This is a genomic window from Pectobacterium carotovorum, from assembly GCF_900129615.1.
In the GTDB taxonomy this organism is placed as follows: Bacteria; Pseudomonadota; Gammaproteobacteria; order Enterobacterales; family Enterobacteriaceae; genus Pectobacterium; species Pectobacterium carotovorum.
The window spans coordinates 250318-267859 of sequence record NZ_FQWI01000007.1 but is presented as its reverse complement, the minus strand read 5'-3'; the positions used below and the strand labels follow the sequence as shown (position 1 = coordinate 267859).

Sequence of the window (17542 nt, the reverse complement as noted above, 5' to 3'; positions counted from 1 at the left end):
AGGGTAAGAGACATCATGGCTGCTGGAGAAATCTCTACTCCGCAAGAGTATATCGGTCACCACTTGCAGCATTTGCAGGTCGGGACGGGTTTTTGGTCGATCAACGTCGATTCGATGTTTTTCTCCATCGCTCTTGGGATCCTCTTTCTGGTTATCTTTCGCCGCGTAGCTAAACATGCGACCAGCGGTGTGCCAGGTAAGCTGCAAACGGCTGTCGAACTGATTATCGGTTTCGTTGATGGCACCGTACGCGATATGTTCCATGGCAAAAGCAAACTGATTGCTCCTCTGGCGCTGACCATTTTCGTCTGGGTTTTCCTGATGAACCTGATGGACCTGCTGCCTATCGATCTGTTGCCGCAAGCCTGGGCGGGTATCTATAGCCTGCTGGGATACGATCCGGCGCATGCTTATCTGCGTGCCGTGCCGACGGCTGACGTGAACATCACGCTGTCGATGGCGCTTGGGGTATTTATCCTGGTTCTGTTCTACAGCATCAAAATGAAGGGTCTCGGTGGTTTTGTTAAAGAACTGACCATGCAGCCGTTCAACCATCCAGTATTTATTCCTATCAACCTGATTCTTGAAGGTGTCAGCCTGCTGTCCAAACCTATTTCCTTAGGCTTGCGACTGTTTGGCAATATGTATGCGGGTGAGTTGATCTTCATCCTGATTGCCGGTCTGTTGCCGTGGTGGTCACAATGGCTGTTAAATGTGCCTTGGGCTATTTTCCACATTTTGATTATTACGCTTCAGGCTTTTATTTTCATGGTTCTGACGGTTGTTTATCTCTCGATGGCATCTGAAGAGCATTGATTTTCTTTCAACAAATAACGTTTTTAACTGAAACAAACTGGAGACTGTCATGGAAAACCTGAGTGTGGATCTGCTGTACATGGCTGCCGCGTTAATGATGGGTTTGGCGGCAATCGGTGCTGCGATCGGTATCGGCATTCTGGGTGGTAAATTCTTGGAAGGTGCTGCTCGTCAGCCTGACCTGATTCCTTTACTGCGTACACAGTTCTTTATCGTCATGGGTCTGGTTGACGCCATCCCGATGATCGCTGTTGGTCTGGGGCTGTATGTGATGTTTGCGGTGGCCTAAGCAGAATGTTTTCTGCTGAGGTTAAAACATCAACTTATTTAACTTTGAAAGAGGCATTGTGCTGTGAATATTAATGCAACAATCCTCGGCCAGGCCATTGCGTTCGTCCTGTTTGTCTGGTTCTGCATGAAGTATGTATGGCCGCCGATGATGGCAGCCATCGAGAAACGTCAGAAAGAAATTGCTGACGGTCTGGCTTCTGCTGAACGTGCCAAAAAAGATTTGAACTTGGCTCAGGCCAATGCGACAGATCAACTGAAGAAAGCCAAAGCGGATGCTCAGGTTATCATCGAGCAGGCGAACAAACGCCGTGCTCAGATCCTGGATGAGGCGAAAGCTGAAGCGGAAGCTGAACGTAACAAGATTGTGGCGCAGGCGCAGGCTGAAATCGAAGCCGAACGTAAACGTGCTCGTGAAGAGCTGCGTAAGCAAGTTGCCGTATTGGCGATTGCCGGTGCCGAGAAAATTATTGAACGTTCCGTGGATGAAGCTGCTAACAGCGACATCGTTGATAAACTGGTCGCTGAACTGTAAGGAGGGAGGGGCTGATGTCTGAATTTGTCACGGTAGCTCGCCCCTACGCCAAAGCAGCTTTTGACTTTGCGGTTGAGAATCAGGCCTTGGATCGCTGGCAGAACATGCTGGCGTTTTCGGCCGAAGTGGCGCGCAATGAGCAGATTGCCGAGTTGCTTTCTGGTGCAGTTGCACCGATTGAGCTGGCGAAAACATTTATTGCCGTTTGTGGTGATCAACTTGATGAAGCCGGTCAGAACCTGATTAGGGTGATGGCCGAGAACGGACGTTTACCAGTGCTTCCTGAAGTACTGGAACAATTTATTCAACTGCGGGCAACTCTGGAATCGACGGTTGACGTCGATGTGATTTCTGCCAGCACGTTGAGTGAGCAGCAGCAATCAAAGATCGCTGCCGCTATGGAAAAACGTCTGTCACGCAAAGTGAAGCTGAATTGCAAAATTGATAAGTCTGTCATGGCCGGCGTGGTTATTCGCGCGGGCGATATGGTGATAGATGGCAGCATTCGCGGTCGTCTGGAACGTCTGGCAGACGTCTTGCAGTCTTAAGGGGACTGGAGCATGCAACTGAATTCCACCGAAATCAGCGAACTGATCAAGCAGCGCATTGCTCAGTTCAATGTGGTGAGCGAAGCTCACAATGAAGGTACTATTGTTTCCGTCAGCGACGGAATCATCCGTGTCCACGGTCTGGCAGACGTGATGCAGGGAGAGATGATCTCTCTGCCGGGTAACCGTTATGCGATCGCACTGAACCTGGAGCGCGACTCCGTTGGTGCGGTAGTTATGGGTCCGTATGCGGATCTGGCTGAAGGCATGAAAGTAAAATGCACCGGCCGTATTCTTGAAGTTCCAGTTGGCCGCGGCCTGTTGGGTCGCGTGGTCAACACGTTGGGCGCACCGATTGACGGTAAAGGCGCACTGGATCACGACGGTTTCTCTGCGGTTGAAGCGATTGCGCCTGGCGTTATCGAACGTCAGTCCGTTGATGAGCCGGTACAAACGGGCTATAAGTCCGTTGACGCCATGATTCCAATCGGTCGTGGTCAGCGTGAGCTGATTATCGGTGACCGTCAGACGGGTAAAACCGCACTGGCCATCGATGCCATCATCAACCAGCGTGATTCCGGCATCAAATGTGTGTACGTCGCTATCGGCCAGAAAGCCTCCACGATTTCTAACGTGGTACGTAAACTGGAAGAGCACGGTGCACTGGAAAACACCATTGTTGTTGTTGCTACCGCGTCTGAATCTGCTGCTCTGCAATATCTGGCACCGTATGCCGGTTGTGCGATGGGCGAGTACTTCCGCGATCGTGGTGAAGATGCGCTGATTATTTATGATGACCTGTCTAAACAGGCCGTTGCTTATCGTCAGATTTCTCTGCTGCTCCGTCGTCCGCCAGGTCGTGAAGCTTATCCTGGTGACGTTTTCTATCTCCACTCCCGTTTGCTGGAGCGTGCATCGCGCGTTAACGCCGATTACGTTGAAGCATTCACCAAGGGTGAAGTGAAAGGGAAAACCGGTTCGTTGACCGCTCTGCCGATCATCGAAACGCAAGCGGGTGACGTTTCTGCGTTCGTTCCGACCAACGTAATTTCTATTACCGATGGTCAGATCTTCCTGGAATCCAACCTGTTTAACGCCGGTATTCGTCCTGCGGTTAACCCAGGGATCTCCGTATCCCGTGTGGGTGGTGCAGCACAGACCAAGATCATGAAAAAACTGTCCGGTGGTATTCGTACCGCGCTGGCACAGTACCGTGAACTGGCAGCGTTCTCTCAGTTCGCTTCCGATCTTGATGATGCAACCCGTAAGCAGTTGAGCCACGGTCAGAAAGTGACCGAGCTGTTGAAGCAGAAACAGTATGCGCCGATGTCTGTCGCACAGCAGTCTCTGGTTCTGTTTGCGGCGGAACGTGGTTATCTGGAAGATGTTGAGCTGTCGAAAGTCGGTAGCTTTGAAGCGGCACTGTTGGCTTATGCTGACCGTGAGCATGGCGAACTTCTGCAACAAATCGACCAGACTGGCGCTTATAACGATGAGATCGAGGGCAAGTTTAAAGGCATCCTCGATACTTTTAAGGCAACCCAGTCCTGGTAACGCCCGGTGGCCTGCTGTAAAGCAGGCCGCAAGGCTTTGAGGAGAAGCAAAGATGGCCGGCGCAAAAGAGATACGTAGTAAGATCGCAAGCGTCCAAAATACGCAGAAGATCACCAAAGCAATGGAAATGGTCGCCGCTTCCAAAATGCGTAAATCGCAGGATCGTATGGCGGCCAGCCGTCCTTATGCGGAAACCATACGCAATGTGATTGGTCACCTTGCGTTAGGAAATCTGGAATATAAACACCCGTACCTGGAAGAACGCGATGTTAAGCGCGTTGGGTATTTGGTGGTGTCTACTGACCGTGGTCTGTGCGGTGGTTTGAACATTAACCTGTTCAAGAAACTGCTGGCTGATATGAAATCCTGGAGCGACAAAGGCGTTGAAACTGATTTAGCGCTGATTGGTTCCAAAGCGGTTTCTTTCTTCGGTTCGGTAGGCGGAAACATTGTTGCTCAGGTTACCGGTATGGGGGACAACCCTTCCGTATCAGAATTGATCGGCCCGGTTAAAGTTATGCTGCAAGCCTATGACGAAGGTCGTCTGGACAAGCTGTATATCGTCAGCAACAAGTTTATTAATACCATGTCTCAGGAACCGCTTGTTGTTCAAGTGTTACCGTTACCGCCTTCGGATGACGGTGAGTTGAAGAAGAAAGCCTGGGATTACCTGTATGAACCCGATCCTAAGTCGCTGCTGGATACCCTGCTGCGCCGTTATGTAGAATCTCAGGTTTATCAGGGCGTCGTAGAAAATCTGGCTAGTGAGCAGGCCGCGCGAATGGTTGCGATGAAAGCCGCGACCGATAACGGCGGTAGCCTGATCAAAGAGCTGCAGTTGGTATACAACAAAGCTCGTCAGGCCAGCATTACCCAGGAACTCACCGAAATCGTCGGGGGAGCCTCCGCGGTTTAAAGCAGGTTTACGAATTACGTATTGTCGAATTACGTAGAGGATTCAAGATGGCTACTGGAAAGATTATCCAGGTAATCGGCGCCGTGGTGGACGTCGAGTTCCCGCAAGATGCCGTACCGAAGGTGTACGATGCGCTTGAGGTAGAGAACGGCGCTGAAAAACTGGTGCTGGAAGTGCAGCAGCAGTTGGGCGGCGGCATTGTTCGTTGTATCGCAATGGGTTCTTCTGACGGCCTGCGTCGCGGGTTGAACGTGAATAACCTGAACCACCCGATCGAAGTGCCGGTAGGTAAAGCAACGCTGGGTCGTATCATGAACGTATTGGGCGATCCAATCGACATGAAAGGCGACATCGGCGAAGAAGAGCGTTGGGCTATTCACCGTTCAGCTCCTAGCTATGAAGAGCTGTCAAACTCACAGGAACTGTTGGAAACCGGCATCAAGGTTATCGACCTGATGTGTCCGTTTGCCAAGGGCGGTAAAGTGGGTCTGTTCGGTGGTGCGGGCGTAGGTAAAACCGTAAACATGATGGAGCTGATCCGTAACATCGCGATCGAGCACTCCGGTTACTCCGTGTTTGCAGGTGTTGGTGAGCGTACCCGTGAAGGTAACGACTTCTACCACGAAATGACCGACTCCAACGTAATCGATAAAGTATCACTGGTGTATGGCCAGATGAACGAGCCGCCGGGTAACCGTCTGCGCGTAGCATTGACCGGTCTGACCATGGCGGAAAAATTCCGTGATGAAGGCCGTGACGTACTGCTGTTCGTCGATAACATCTACCGTTATACCCTGGCCGGTACGGAAGTATCTGCACTGCTGGGCCGTATGCCTTCTGCGGTAGGTTATCAGCCGACGCTGGCGGAAGAGATGGGCGTTCTGCAAGAACGTATCACCTCAACCAAAACCGGTTCTATTACCTCTGTTCAGGCCGTTTACGTTCCTGCGGATGACTTGACTGACCCGTCACCAGCCACCACCTTTGCTCACTTGGATGCAACCGTGGTACTGAGCCGTCAGATCGCTTCTCTGGGTATCTACCCGGCCGTTGACCCGCTGGATTCCACCAGCCGTCAGTTGGATCCGCTGGTTGTTGGTCAGGAACACTATGATGTTGCCCGTGGCGTGCAGTCTATTCTGCAACGTTATCAGGAACTGAAAGACATCATCGCGATTCTGGGTATGGACGAGCTGTCTGAAGAAGACAAGCTGGTGGTATCCCGTGCGCGTAAGATTCAGCGCTTCCTGTCTCAGCCGTTCTTCGTAGCGGAAGTATTTACCGGTTCTCCGGGCAAATACGTTTCCCTGAAAGACACTATCCGTGGCTTTAAAGGGATTATGGAAGGCGAATACGACCACCTGCCAGAGCAGGCGTTCTACATGGTTGGTTCCATTGAAGAAGTCGTGGAAAAAGCCAAGAAACTGTAACGCCTTGTAGGAGGGTGACATGGCTATGACTTACCATCTGGATGTCGTGAGTGCAGAACAGCAAATGTTCTCCGGTCTGGTGCAGAAGATCCAGGTAACGGGGAGCGAAGGCGAACTGGGTATTTATCCGGGACATGCCCCTCTGCTCACTGCCATTAAGCCGGGTATGATTCGTATCGTTAAGCAGCACGGTGAGGAAGAGTATATTTATCTTTCTGGTGGCGTCCTTGAGGTGCAGCCGAATATTGTCACCGTACTGTCTGATACCGCTATCCGTGGGCAGGATCTGGATGAAGCACGTGCGCTGGAAGCGAAACGCAAAGCCGAAGATCATATCCGCAATTCGCATGGCGATGTGGATTATGCTCAGGCTTCCGCAGAGCTGACTAAAGCGATTGCGAAGCTGCGTGTTATCGAGCTGACCAGAAAAGCGATGTAACAGATAAGCTTGCAATAATTGAAGGCCAGTCAGTTCACACTGACTGGCCTTTTTGTATTTAAGGTGATGTTATACGGCGAGATAAAAAATGCCTGCGAGGGCAGCAGGCATTCAGATTGTTGACGAACCTATTAACTACTGTGCTCGACGCGTTTTATTAGCAACCCCACCTTCTTAGGCGGGGTTTATTTGAAGTGACTTATTTTTTCTTCAGGAAGTCGCCAAGTACCAGATTGCCTTTGGCATCACGCGTAAACGTCTCCGGAACGGTAACGGATACGAAGTTATTTACGGTGATTTCCTTGCCTTGCGCGTTAACCGAACGGTCTTCTTTGATGAAATAGTTGGTGTTATCGATATTGCCGACAACCGCATCATCATATTTACCCGCTTTGGTTTTCAGCGAAATGTTGTTCTTGAAGACGCCTTGTTTTTCCGGGCCAGAGTAAGGGCTTGGGCGGAAAATAAAGTTAAAACGTTCGTTATCCAACGCGATGTTGTCTTCAACGATCAATGCGCCAGGGTTGAAGTTGTCAGTGAAGCCATCAAGTTTGTTGCCCACAGCAATGCTGTGTTTAACCTGATGCGCCACTGGCTGGCCTTCGCCACCCATTTTGAAGCCGTTGCTGGTGTTGTTCATGGCAATTGAATTCTCGATCACCACAACGCCGTTGGCGCCGTCTTCAATTTTGTTAAACAGGTCGAAGCCGTCATCAATGTTGTTGTGCGAGAACGCGCCGCGGATCACGTTGCCTTCACCCACACGCATTTTCACCGCGAAACCGTCAGCGTTAATTTTGCCTGGGTCCTGATTGCTGTGAGATTCTGAATTCAGAATCAGGTTATGGCTGGCCCACAGTGGTCTGCCTACATCGGCCGTCGAGGTCACCTGAATACCCGTATCGTCAGCGTGGTGCGCCAGAACGCGTTCGATGGTGTTATAGCTCCCTTCGATACGGAATGGTTTCTCTGTGATCTCAATCCCTTTGACATGCCAATGGCTCGCTTTCAGCTGCAGGCCATGAATGACGGCTTTATTGCCGACAGCAAACAGGTTCTTGACGGTTTTTTGCTGGCCGCTGGCGCTGACAGGGATTTCAGCCGCGCTGTAATCACCATCGTTGAGCCAGATTGTGCCACCAGCTGGCAGAGCAGCGACGGCGCTTGCTAAATCGATCGGTGCATTTTTACTGCCGTCATTGCTGGCTGAACCTTGTGGCGAAACATACAGATTTTTAGCGTCTGCATAGGCCACTCTTTCAACCTTGAACGTGCTCTCTTTTACTGCTTTATCATCGCCTTCTGTAGGCTGGTAGGCAATCTTGAACTCAGCGCCGTTACCGGCAATTTTCGCTGGCAGAGATAAGGTTTCTCCCGCTTTTACCTGCTTCGCTTCACCCAGAGACTGACCGTTTTGTGACACCGCGATCGTGCCATCGTAATTGGCTCTGGCCTGAACCACATAGTGTTCGCTGGTGGTTTTAGGCGATGACATCACCTGAAGCAAAGGATCATAATCCTTGGCTTTAAACTCCGGTGAGGCCTTGGTTTGCGCTGGCGTCGTGGTCAACTGTGCATTGCTGACGGTGATTTTGGCGTTACGGGAAGCAAAGAAACCGACGTAGTAGTGGTCTTTATCCAGCTTGGTGACGACGTCCGCGCCTTTGACTTCTTTTGATACCCAGTTGTCCGTGCCTTTCGGCGCATAAGAGGTAATGAAGCCGTCGTTGGTGCGTTCCAGTTTCAGACGGAACGTCGGCGTTTGCTCCAGATTTACATTTTCCTGATAGCTGGTTTTGGTAATTTTCGCGCCCGCGTTGCCCCACGGTTGCGTGACGCCATTACGCAAAATCGCCTGCAGCTTGATTTCGGTATGAGACTTCTTATCCTGCGTCATGATGGCGTTCATCACCATGTTGGATGCCGCAGGGAATTCCTCATACCCTTCTTTCAGCGGTTCTTGACGCGGCACGCCGATAATATCGCGCACCAGAATCCCCGCGCCTTCCTGAGCCGCCGGCTTGGCGCCGTTTTCTGGCCCAAACTGTTCCACGGTAATATCAGACTGAAGCGTAAAATTCACATTCGCAGGCAGCTGTGTATAGAAGAACGTCAGCCCGTCATGGGTGTTGGCAATCTTTCCGCCACGACTTTCGATCGTGATAGGTGCGGATAAATCAGCATTATCCCCCGGCGCTAATTTCTTTCCGTTAATCGTGACGTCGTTAACACCAATTTTTTCCGGCAGGACATTCGATGAGAAGTTTACGTCTGTTGATTGGCCAAAGGCGATGCCGTGCCAGACAGGGGTTGATTCTGTCGCGGCGTGTGTACTAAAGCTAAAGAGTAATGCATTCGTCAACGCGACGGCTGCGAGGCGTGAAGAACGGTGTTTCCGTAATGAATCACATTTTTGTGAAGAACAACGTTTCATTGTATCTCCTTCGTTATTGAATTATTTGCCCGCGTATATTGCTATAAATGAAACGCTGTTTCTTTTGTGTGTGTCACAAATGGAAATACTTAAAAACAAAGTCTGTTTTTTATGAAACTCTGTGTCATTTCTGTTTAGGTTGAGAGTATGGTGCTTGTATCTTCTTCTCGTGAACATTCGTCGTTTTGAGCGAGATTTTCAGAAAAAACTCACCAAAAAGTATCCGCGTTACGCAGTAGTTTCGGTAAACTCTGGTTATTCATGCCGTAACAGGCTGGCCATTTTATTCTTGCGGAGCTGTGGTTCCGTACTGTCAGGATACTTATGTCAAATAGTGCGATGAGTGTGGTGATCCTTGCTGCGGGTAAAGGAACCCGTATGTATTCCGACCTTCCCAAGGTGCTGCATAAACTGGCGGGTAAGCCGATGGTTCAGCACGTTATTGATGCTGCCATGACGACAGGCGCACAGCATGTTCATCTGGTATACGGCCACGGCGGCGATTTGCTAAAACGTGAATTGGCCGATCCAGCGTTGAACTGGGTATTGCAGGCGGAACAGCTGGGAACCGGGCATGCGATGCAGCAAGCCGCGCCTCATTTTGCTGATGATGAAGACATCTTGATGTTGTATGGCGATGTGCCGCTGATTTCATCGCAAACGCTGGGGCGTTTACGCGAGGCTAAGCCGCAGGGCGGTATCGGCCTGTTGACGGTGAAGCTGGACGATCCAACGGGTTATGGACGAATTGTGCGTGAAAAGGGTGCCGTAGTCGGCATTGTCGAGCACAAAGATGCCAGCGAAGAACAGCGCCAGATTAGCGAGATCAATACCGGCATTCTGATCGCGAACGGCAAGGATCTGAAGCGTTGGTTAAGCCAGTTGAATAACAACAACGCACAGGGCGAGTTTTACATCACCGATATTATTGCGATGGCAGCGGAAGAAGGTCAGCGTGTTGAGGCGGTCCATCCCGAGCGACTGAGTGAGGTTGAGGGCGTCAATAACCGTCTGCAATTGTCGGCGCTGGAGCGTGTTTATCAGCGTGAACAGGCGGATAAACTGCTGCTGGCCGGTGTGATGCTGCTCGATCCGGCACGATTTGATCTGCGTGGCGAACTGGCTCATGGTCGCGATGTAGTGATTGATGTCAATGTGGTCGTGGAAGGCAATGTTAAGCTGGGCAACCGGGTGAAAATCGGTGCTGGCTGCGTAATCAAAAATTGCATCCTTGGCGATGACACAGAGATCAGCCCTTATTCCGTGTTGGAAGACGCGGTGTTAGAAGCTGAGTGTACCGTTGGCCCGTTTGCTCGCTTGCGTCCTGGCTCGGAATTAGCTGAGGGCGCGCATGTTGGCAACTTTGTCGAACTGAAAAAAGCGCGGCTGGGTAAAGGATCAAAAGCGGGCCACCTTAGCTATTTGGGTGATGCGGATATCGGTTCCGGTGTTAATATTGGCGCAGGAACGATCACCTGTAATTATGACGGCGCGAATAAACATAAAACGGTTATTGGTGACGATGTATTTGTTGGTTCGGATAGTCAGCTGGTAGCGCCCGTTAGCATAGCCAGCGGTGCGACGATCGGTGCAGGAACGACGGTTACGCATGATGTGGCAGAGAATGAGCTGGTGGTCGGTCGCGTGAAGCAACGGCATATTTCCGGCTGGCAACGTCCGGTGAAAAAGAAATAATATTTAATGCCTCCGCACGCGGCGGAGGCGGTTTTGCCCTGTGCTTTGGCCGATCCCTGAGCACAGAACAAAACATAATAATCCCCAACTCTCTACAAGGCTCGGGGAACCCGGAAAAACCGGAACAATCAGGTCTAAGACATCCCTGGTGACACAATATGTCACTTTTATAGGAATACCATCGATGTGTGGAATTGTAGGCGCTGTTGCGCAACGTGATGTTGCTGAAATTTTGTTGGAAGGTTTACGCCGTCTTGAGTACCGCGGCTATGACTCTGCGGGCCTGGCGGTTGTTGACAGCGAAGGACATGTCGCTCGTTTGCGTCGTCTGGGGAAAGTGCAGGTGCTGTCTCAGGCAGCCGAAGAGCATGAACTGCACGGCGGTACGGGTATTGCCCATACTCGCTGGGCAACGCACGGTGAACCTTCTGAAGAGAACGCACACCCGCATGTTTCTGAACATATCACTATCGTCCATAACGGCATTATCGAAAACCATGAACCGCTGCGCGAACTGCTGATCGGTCGCGGCTATCGTTTCGTTTCTGAAACCGATACCGAAGTGGTTGCTCATCTGGTTCATTTCGAGCAGCAGCAGAACGGCGGAACGCTGGTTGAAATCGTTAAGCGTGTGATCCCACAGCTGCGCGGTGCGTATGGCATGGTGGTGTTGGATAACCGCGACCCAAGCGTACTGGTTGCTGCGCGTTCTGGTAGCCCGCTGGTGATTGGTCGTGGTGTGGGTGAAAACTTCATTGCCTCCGATCAGCTGGCGCTGCTGCCTGTGACTCGCCGCTTTATGTTCCTGGAAGAAGGCGATATTGCGGAAATCACCCGCCGTGATGTGCGCGTGTTTGATAAATCCGGCCAGCTTGCCGCGCGCGAAGAAATTGAATCAAAAGTGAATTACGATGCCGGTGACAAAGGTGCGTATCGTCACTACATGCAGAAAGAGATCTACGAACAGCCAATGGCGATCAAGAACACCCTTGAAGGGCGTTTCAGCCACGGCGAGATCAATCTGTCTGAGTTAGGCCCGAAAGCGGATGAGCTGCTGGCGAAGGTTGAGCACGTTCAGATTATTGCCTGCGGTACGTCCTACAACTCCGGTATGGTTTCCCGTTACTGGTTTGAAGCGCTGGCGGGGATTCCGTGCGACGTGGAAATTGCTTCCGAATTCCGCTATCGCAAACCTGCCGTGCGTAAGAACAGCCTGATGATTACCCTATCTCAGTCTGGTGAAACCGCAGATACGCTGGCGGCACTGCGTTTGTCCAAAGAGCTGGGCTACCTGGGTTCGCTGGCCATTTGTAACGTTGCGGGTTCCTCGCTGGTGCGTGAATCCGATCTGGCGCTGATGACCAAAGCGGGCGTAGAGATTGGCGTGGCCTCGACCAAAGCCTTTACTACCCAGCTTACCGTTCTGCTGATGCTGGTGGCGCGTGTTGGCCGCCTGCGCGGTATGGATGCGAAAATTGAGCATGAGATCGTTCACGGTTTGCAGGCGCTGCCAGCACGTATTGAGCAAATGCTGTCTCAGGACAAGCTCATCGAATCTCTGGCAGAAGGTTTCTCTGACAAGCACCATGCGCTGTTCTTAGGCCGTGGCGATCAGTATCCGATCGCAATGGAAGGGGCGCTGAAGCTGAAAGAGATTTCTTACATCCACGCGGAAGCCTATGCGGCAGGCGAGCTGAAACACGGCCCTCTGGCGCTGATTGATGCGGATATGCCAGTTGTCGTCGTGGCACCGAACAACGAGCTGTTGGAAAAATTGAAATCCAACATCGAAGAAGTTCGGGCGCGCGGCGGTGAGCTGTATGTCTTCGCTGACGAAGATGCCGGTTTCACCAGCAGCGAAAATATGAAGATTATTCCACTGCCGCATATCGAAGAAGTGATTGCGCCAATCTTCTATACGGTGCCGTTGCAGTTACTGTCTTATCACGTCGCGCTGATTAAAGGCACTGATGTCGATCAGCCACGTAACCTGGCGAAATCTGTTACGGTAGAGTAATTTTTTAAAAACGGAGGTAAATAGCGATTGTGTTATTTACCTCTGCTTATTTTTATAGTTCATCTCATTTTTTATCCCCCTTATTTTAAGTCCACCGCACTCTCCTTATCAAAATTTATTGGGTATATTGGTTTACCCATATTGAATATTGATTAGTTCTTAATATGAATAACAAACAACAATATCTGGATATCGCTGAAGGGAAGGGTGAAAAAGCGCCTTCAACGATGGTGGCTTTCTCCTCACGAGAGATGAACTATCCACTGTTGGAGAGCTTGTTAGAGGCGCAGTCATTTTTCACCGAGGGTGAAATAAGCTATACCGAGCAGGAACAGGGCGGATTCTTTTATACCTGTCGTCATCACGATCGCGAGCTGACCTTTTATCTTGAGGTATCGGAGCGCGATCCCGAGAATAACATCACGCCGATACATTCAACCGATGAGATTTCGCCGGAGCTGCTGGCGCAGGCTAATGCGGCAACGCAGGAAGTGATGGTTGAGTGTATTTTTGGCCCCAATCCGCTGGAAGATTACGTTCATCAGCTCCGCTTATTAAGCGCCGTGGTGCCGGATTTTCTCCTGGGTATCGATATTTCCGCGGCCGGTAACGTGTTTACCCGTGAATGGCTGAGTTTTCAGCTGGAAGATGATGTCCTGCCGGAAATTGAATCGCTGTATACCATTCATGCCGTGTATGACACCGAGAACGATCCGCCAACGACATTCTGGTTTCACTCGCATGGTCTGGCGCGATGCGGCCTGACGGAGGCTGAATTAGTTATTCCTGAGACGCTGAGTTCGTATTATGGCATCCCGGATTTATTCCGAAGCTTTGTTAATAATGCTATTCAAAATCAGCAGATTACCTTTAATGAGCCGATTCTGTGCGGGCAAACGGGCAGCGGCTATGAATATCTGGTGGCGTTGCCGTTTGAAGAAGGGCTACGGCATGTGAATCAATCCACACCGATTGATCAACTGCGGCCTCTGGAAGAGATGCACTACGATCTGGAAGGGACGCCGGAAGGCGTGTTTCTGGGCGATCGCGCCGATCGGGATGATGTGCATCAGGAGCCTTCCTGTATGCTGTTTCGTACCAACGAAGAAAACCCTGTACTGCAAACGTTCTTCAAAGGGTTTGATGAGCAGAACGCCATCATGTTCTGGCGCACGAACGCGGAAACGGCAGAAATGTCACGTAAGGCACTGCTGCGCTGGCGTTATTTCGTCAACATGTTTAAAAACTACCACGTGAGTGACGAACCGGCTAAGCCGGGATTTTTAGCTAAGCTATTAAAAAAAGCACCTAAACCTGTCGAAAGTGAATGGCGCTTTATGGTGAAGTTTGGCATTCCTCATGGCGAAGAGGGAGAAGAACGTGAACACATGTGGTTTGTGCCCGAAAAAATCGACGACGCGGTCGTCACGGGGACATTAATCAATCATCCGTTCTACGTTGAGGATATGCAGGAAGGCGGTGTGTATTCTATTGATATATCGTGGGTAACCGACTGGGCGATTTATTATCAGGGCGATAGCTATAAGCCTGATACGATTTACAAATTGCTTAGCCATAGCCAGACTCACTGACCGATCTCCTCCACCAGTCAGAACGCGTGTTCTGGCTGGTGATGCCTGAATTATCCCGCATCCCGCGTCATTGTCATAAAACTGTCATATTGCGTACATTTTACTGTCACCAAACTGTCCTATTTTTCCTCCTGCGAACTACACTCTGATTTGATAACTCTGATAGATAACGACGTTACGTCGACACGTTTGAGTATCCCACAGGAGGGATTATGAAACTGATGCGTACCACTCTTGCCAGTGTTGTTGCGGCAACCTTTTCTCTGACGGCATTTTCTGCTTTAGCTGCTGCTAACCTCACCGGTGCCGGTGCGACATTCCCTGCGCCTGTTTATGCCAAATGGGCTGACTCCTATCAAAAAGAAACCGGTAATAAAGTTAACTATCAAGGCATCGGTTCTTCTGGTGGTGTAAAACAGATTATCGCTAAAACAGTCGATTTCGGTGCTTCTGACGCGCCTCTGGCTGACGACAAATTAGCACAGGATGGTTTATTCCAGTTCCCAACCGTTATCGGTGGTGTGGTGCTGGCAGTGAACGTTCCTGGTATCAAATCTGGCGAATTAACGCTGGATGGTAAAACACTGGGTGATATCTACCTGGGCAACATCAAAAAATGGAACGACCCAGCAATCACTAAACTGAACCCGAATGCCAAGCTGCCGGATCAGGACATCGCAGTGGTTCGTCGTGCTGACGGTTCTGGTACGTCTTTCGTGTTCACCAGCTACCTGGCAAAAGTGAACCCAGAGTGGAAAGAGAAGATTGGTGCAGGTTCTACTGTGAACTGGCCAACCGGTCTGGGCGGTAAAGGTAACGATGGTATCGCGGCGTTCGTACAGCGTCTGCCTGGTTCTATCGGTTACGTAGAATACGCGTATGCCAAGCAAAACAACCTGGCTTACACCAAACTGATTTCTGCCGATGGCAAAGCGGTTAGCCCGACTGGTGCAAGCTTCAGCAACGCGGCTAAAGAAATCGACTGGAGCAAGTCTTTCGCTCAGGATCTGACTAACCAGAAAGGCGCTGATGCATGGCCGATCACCTCAACCACGTTCATCCTGGTTCAGACCAAACAGGATAAACCTGAGCAGGGCGCTGAAGTGTTGAAATTCTTCGACTGGGCGTTCAAGAAAGGTGGCGAGCAAGCTGAAGCGCTGGATTACGCAACACTGCCAAAAGAAGTGGTTGAGCAAATCCGTGCTGCCTGGAAAACCCAGGTAAAAGACAGCAGCGGTAAAGCTCTGTACTAATTATTGTATCGACACCATCGTGTTGATAACCAGAGCGTGATGAGGTTGTCAGGTTCTGGGAAAGATGTAGTGGAATAACAAGTCGTATCGGGGCGGAGAGGTGATAGCAACCTCTCTGCCTTCAATAGCTTATCAAATGTAGTTAAAACGAGAAGAGAGACGTATGGCGGAGTACAAGCCAACTATCAAAGCCCCGGGAAAATATGGCGATATCCTCTTCAGCACGCTGGTAAAACTGGCGGCGCTGGTCACGCTACTGCTCTTGGGTGGCATTATTGTTTCCCTGATTGTGGCGTCCTGGCCTAGCATCGAGAAGTTCGGTTTTGCCTTCTTGTGGACGAAAGAGTGGGATGCGCCCGCAGAGCAGTTTGGTGCACTGGTTCCGATTTACGGCACCATCGTTACCTCACTGATTGCACTGATTATTGCGATTCCGATTAGCTTCGGGATTGCGCTATTTCTGACAGAACTGGCACCAGCCTGGTTGAAGCGTCCGCTTGGCGTGGCAATTGAATTGCTGGCGGCCATACCGAGTATTGTCTACGGCATGTGGGGGCTGTTCATTTTCGCTCCGCTTTTTGCCAAATACTTTCAACAGCCGGTAGGCAACGTCCTGTCCGGCATTCCTATTGTTGGCTCGCTGTTCTCCGGTCCGGCATTCGGGATCGGTATTCTGGCAGCTGGCGTCATTCTGGCCATCATGATTATCCCGTACATTGCGGCGGTGATGCGTGACGTGTTTGAGCAAACGCCGGTGATGATGAAAGAGTCTGCCTACGGTATTGGCTGTACGACGTGGGAAGTCATCTGGCGCATTGTGCTGCCTTACACCAAAAACGGCGTGATCGGCGGGGTGATGTTGGGATTGGGGCGCGCGTTGGGGGAAACCATGGCGGTGACCTTTATCATCGGTAACACCTACCAGCTCGACAGCGCGTCGCTGTATATGCCAGGCAACAGTATTACCTCTGCGCTGGCGAACGAATTCGCCGAAGCGGAATCCGGCCTGCACACGGCGGCACTGATGGAGCTGGGACTGATTCTGTTTGTGATTACCTTTATTGTTCTGGCATGTTCAAAGCTGATGGTGATGCGTCTGGCTAAAAATGAGGGGGCGCGCTAATGGCTGCATTAGGCATAGAGCAAGACGCTGCTCTGGAGCGTTCGCGGCGTAAAATGCAGGCCTGGCGTCGCCAGAAAAACCGCATTGCGCTGTTCTTATCGATGTCCACGATGGTGTTTGGCCTGTTCTGGCTGGTGTGGATTCTGTTTTCGACCGTGACCCGAGGCGTGGATGGCATGTCTCTGGCGTTGTTTACCGAAATGACGCCGCCGCCTAATACGGCGGGTGGTGGATTGGCGAATGCCATCGTCGGGAGCGGATTGTTGATCCTGTGGGCGACGCTGCTGGGTACGCCACTGGGGATTATGGCGGGCATTTATCTGGCGGAATACGGTCGTAAATCCTGGATCGCCGAAGTGATTCGTTTCATCAACGACATTCTGCTTTCAGCACCGTCGATTGTGGTGGGTCTGTTTGTCTACACGCTGGTGGTGGCAAAAATGCAGCACTTCTCCGGCTGGGCGGGCGTGATTGCGCTGGCGCTGTTGCAGGTGCCGATTGTGATTCGTACCACCGAGAACATGCTTAAACTGGTACCGGATAGCCTGCGTGAAGCGGCTTATGCGCTGGGTACGCCGAAATGGAAAATGATTTCTGCGATTACGCTGAAGGCATCGGTATCGGGCATCATCACCGGGGTATTACTGGCCATTGCGCGTATCGCCGGGGAAACCGCGCCGCTGCTGTTTACGTCGCTGTCGAATCAGTTCTGGAGCACGGATATGATGCATCCGATTGCTAACCTGCCGGTCACCATATTTAAGTTTGCCATGAGCCCGTTTGTGGAGTGGCAACAGCTGGCCTGGGCGGGTGTACTGCTGATTACGCTGTGTGTGCTGCTGCTGAATATTCTGGCGCGCGTTATTTTCTCTGCCAAGAAGCACTAATTCGCTAAGAAATAG

The 17542-nt window shown here is 51.1% G+C and carries 15 protein-coding genes; 14 read left to right on the top strand and 1 reads right to left on the bottom strand.

All coding sequences use genetic code 11. From position 1 onward, the window contains the following. Positions 1–15 precede the first annotated feature (15 nt). From atpB to BUB06_RS15565, 8 genes are all read left to right on the top strand, one after another. A complete protein-coding gene (gene atpB / locus BUB06_RS15600; protein WP_010300092.1) occupies positions 16–816 on the top strand; it encodes a F0F1 ATP synthase subunit A in 801 nt (266 codons plus the stop codon). 49 nt (positions 817–865) lie between these two features. Further along, positions 866–1105, top strand: a complete 240-nt coding sequence (gene atpE, locus BUB06_RS15595) for a F0F1 ATP synthase subunit C (protein ID WP_005976545.1) — start codon at positions 866–868, stop codon at positions 1103–1105. A 63-nt stretch (positions 1106–1168) separates the two neighbouring features. Continuing rightward, positions 1169–1639 (top strand): F0F1 ATP synthase subunit B, encoded by a 471-nt coding sequence (gene atpF / locus BUB06_RS15590; protein WP_010681466.1) that lies wholly within the window; start codon positions 1169–1171, stop codon positions 1637–1639. Positions 1640–1653: 14 nt separating this feature from the next. Then, entirely contained in the window at positions 1654–2187 is a 534-nt protein-coding gene (gene atpH, locus BUB06_RS15585) for a F0F1 ATP synthase subunit delta (protein ID WP_039281270.1), read from the top strand. Between the two features lie 12 nt (positions 2188–2199). Further along, positions 2200–3741, top strand: a complete 1542-nt coding sequence (gene atpA / locus BUB06_RS15580; RefSeq protein WP_005976551.1) for a F0F1 ATP synthase subunit alpha — start codon at positions 2200–2202, stop codon at positions 3739–3741. A 52-nt stretch (positions 3742–3793) separates the two neighbouring features. Next, positions 3794–4657: a F0F1 ATP synthase subunit gamma gene (gene atpG / locus BUB06_RS15575; RefSeq protein ID WP_005976554.1), complete on the top strand. Its 864-nt coding sequence runs from the start codon at positions 3794–3796 to the stop codon at positions 4655–4657. Between the two features lie 47 nt (positions 4658–4704). Beyond that, positions 4705–6087 carry a F0F1 ATP synthase subunit beta gene (atpD, locus tag BUB06_RS15570; protein ID WP_010300079.1) on the top strand — a complete coding sequence of 461 codons (1383 nt, stop codon included), beginning with the start codon at positions 4705–4707 and terminating at the stop codon, positions 6085–6087. Between the two features lie 19 nt (positions 6088–6106). Then, positions 6107–6526 (top strand): F0F1 ATP synthase subunit epsilon, encoded by a 420-nt coding sequence (locus tag BUB06_RS15565; RefSeq protein ID WP_010300077.1) that lies wholly within the window; start codon positions 6107–6109, stop codon positions 6524–6526. Positions 6527–6725: 199 nt separating this feature from the next. Here the strand turns inward: BUB06_RS15565 and pelX are convergent, their stop codons facing one another. Then, a complete protein-coding gene (gene pelX, locus BUB06_RS15560; protein WP_039475196.1) occupies positions 6726–8960 on the bottom strand; it encodes a pectate disaccharide-lyase PelX in 2235 nt (744 codons plus the stop codon). Between the two features lie 324 nt (positions 8961–9284). Here pelX and glmU point away from each other — a divergent pair, with 324 nt between their 5' ends. From glmU to pstA, 6 genes are all read left to right on the top strand, one after another. Further along, positions 9285–10655 (top strand): bifunctional UDP-N-acetylglucosamine diphosphorylase/glucosamine-1-phosphate N-acetyltransferase GlmU, encoded by a 1371-nt coding sequence (gene glmU / locus BUB06_RS15555; protein WP_039475197.1) that lies wholly within the window; start codon positions 9285–9287, stop codon positions 10653–10655. A gap of 184 nt (positions 10656–10839) precedes the next feature. After that, entirely contained in the window at positions 10840–12672 is a 1833-nt protein-coding gene (glmS, locus tag BUB06_RS15550; RefSeq protein ID WP_039475198.1) for a glutamine--fructose-6-phosphate transaminase (isomerizing), read from the top strand. A 164-nt stretch (positions 12673–12836) separates the two neighbouring features. After that, positions 12837–14264 carry a DUF4026 domain-containing protein gene (locus tag BUB06_RS15545; protein ID WP_039475200.1) on the top strand — a complete coding sequence of 476 codons (1428 nt, stop codon included), beginning with the start codon at positions 12837–12839 and terminating at the stop codon, positions 14262–14264. A 212-nt stretch (positions 14265–14476) separates the two neighbouring features. Beyond that, a complete protein-coding gene (pstS, locus tag BUB06_RS15540) occupies positions 14477–15517 on the top strand; it encodes a phosphate ABC transporter substrate-binding protein PstS (protein WP_039475202.1) in 1041 nt (346 codons plus the stop codon). A gap of 163 nt (positions 15518–15680) precedes the next feature. Next, positions 15681–16640 carry a phosphate ABC transporter permease PstC gene (pstC, locus tag BUB06_RS15535; protein ID WP_010300064.1) on the top strand — a complete coding sequence of 320 codons (960 nt, stop codon included), beginning with the start codon at positions 15681–15683 and terminating at the stop codon, positions 16638–16640. Beyond that, entirely contained in the window at positions 16640–17527 is an 888-nt protein-coding gene (gene pstA / locus BUB06_RS15530) for a phosphate ABC transporter permease PstA (protein WP_039475203.1), read from the top strand. The genes pstC and pstA overlap by 1 nt, the downstream gene beginning before the upstream one ends. The last annotated feature ends 15 nt before the right edge of the window (positions 17528–17542 follow it).